The following is a 1,277-nucleotide window of genomic DNA, read 5'->3' on the forward strand; positions in this document are numbered from 1 at the left end:
GGGGGGGGGGGGGGGGGGGCCCGGGCCCCCCGGGGGCGGGGCCCATGGGCGGGGGCGGCGGGGTGAGGTACCTCGCGGCCGCTGCCGTGCCGTATGGGCGGTGTCTTTCGGGAGGCCGGCGCCCTGCGAGGACGCCCGTTCCGACTCAGGCTCGCATGCCGCCGTCGACCCGGAGGACCGTGCCGGTGACGTAGGACGAGCGGTCGCTGAGGAGCCAGGCGGCGGCCTGGGCGATCTCGTCCGGATCGGCGGCGCGGCCCAGCGGGGTCTGGGCGTTGAGCTGCTCGATGGTGCCGGGCGACGTCTCATCCCACTCGTGCAGCATCTCGGTGAGCGTGGTGCCGGGCGCGATGGCGTTGACGCGGATGCCTTCCGGGCCGTAAGTGACGGCTGCCGACGCGGTGAGACTGTTGACCGCCCGCTTCGCCGCGCCGTACACCGGCAGCTCGGGGTTGCCCATCAGGCTGCCGACGCTGGAGGTGTTGACGACGGCCCCGCGCTTCGCGGTGGCGCGGATGGCGGCGATCTCGGCGGTCATGGCCAGCCACGGGCCCTTGAGGTTGACGGCGCAGACATGGTCGAAATCGGCCTCCGACAGCTGATCCATCGGGCCGGGCGGCTGACCCGTCGCGCCGTTGTTGAAGGCCACGTCGAGCCGGCCGTACAACTCCACGGACCGGTCGACGGCGGCACGGACGCTTACCGGGTCGGCCAGATCGCACACCACGTAGTCCGCAGTGCCACCGGCCGCCCTGATCTCCTCGGTCACCGCCTTGAGCTGGGCCTCCGTACGGGCCGCGAGGAGCACCCGGGCGCCCTCCCGGGCGAACAGCCGCGCCGATGCGGCGCCGATGCCGCGACCGGCACCGGTGATGAAGGCGACCTTGCCGGCGAGCAGACCCGCGGTCGTGGTGGACGTGATCGGTGTGTTGTTCATGACGACGAGCCTGTGTCCGGCCGCCCCGCTCATCCAGGCCCCGGCAGTACCTGGTTAGGGCCTGTCCGATGGGTCAGGGTCGGAAAGGCCGCGGCGTCTGGTGGTGGGGGCACCTCCCGTGCCCGTTCAGGGCTACGGGGGAGCCTCGCAAGGCGCCGGAGCGGCCCGATAGCGGAGCTATTGGGACGTTTCGGCAACGCCGCGAGGTGCCGTGCCAGACGCCACGGGCCCGGCCATGACCCATCGGACAGGCCCTAGGTGTATTGACCTGGAGCGTTGTTCACACGGCTGATGGGTGGCTTGCCGTCCAGTGCGGTGTGGCAGCGGTGGTGGTTGTAGG

The 1,277-nt window shown here is 72.1% G+C and carries 1 protein-coding gene; it reads right to left on the bottom strand.

Annotation, left to right across the window (positions count from 1 at the left end):
• Positions 1 to 145: 145 nt before the first annotated feature.
• Positions 146 to 937: an SDR family oxidoreductase gene (locus tag AB0I10_RS41180; RefSeq protein WP_363157857.1), complete on the bottom strand. Its 792-nt coding sequence runs from the start codon at positions 935 to 937 to the stop codon at positions 146 to 148.
• Positions 938 to 1,277 lie beyond the last annotated feature (340 nt).

It is taken from the genome of Streptomyces sp. NPDC050636 (assembly GCF_040654775.1).
Taxonomy (GTDB): domain Bacteria; phylum Actinomycetota; class Actinomycetes; order Streptomycetales; family Streptomycetaceae; genus Streptomyces.

Coding starts and splice junctions, on each gene's coding strand:
- AB0I10_RS41180 (WP_363157857.1), bottom strand. CDS start 937: ATGAACAACACACCGATCACGTCCACCACGACCGCGGGTCTGCTCGCC.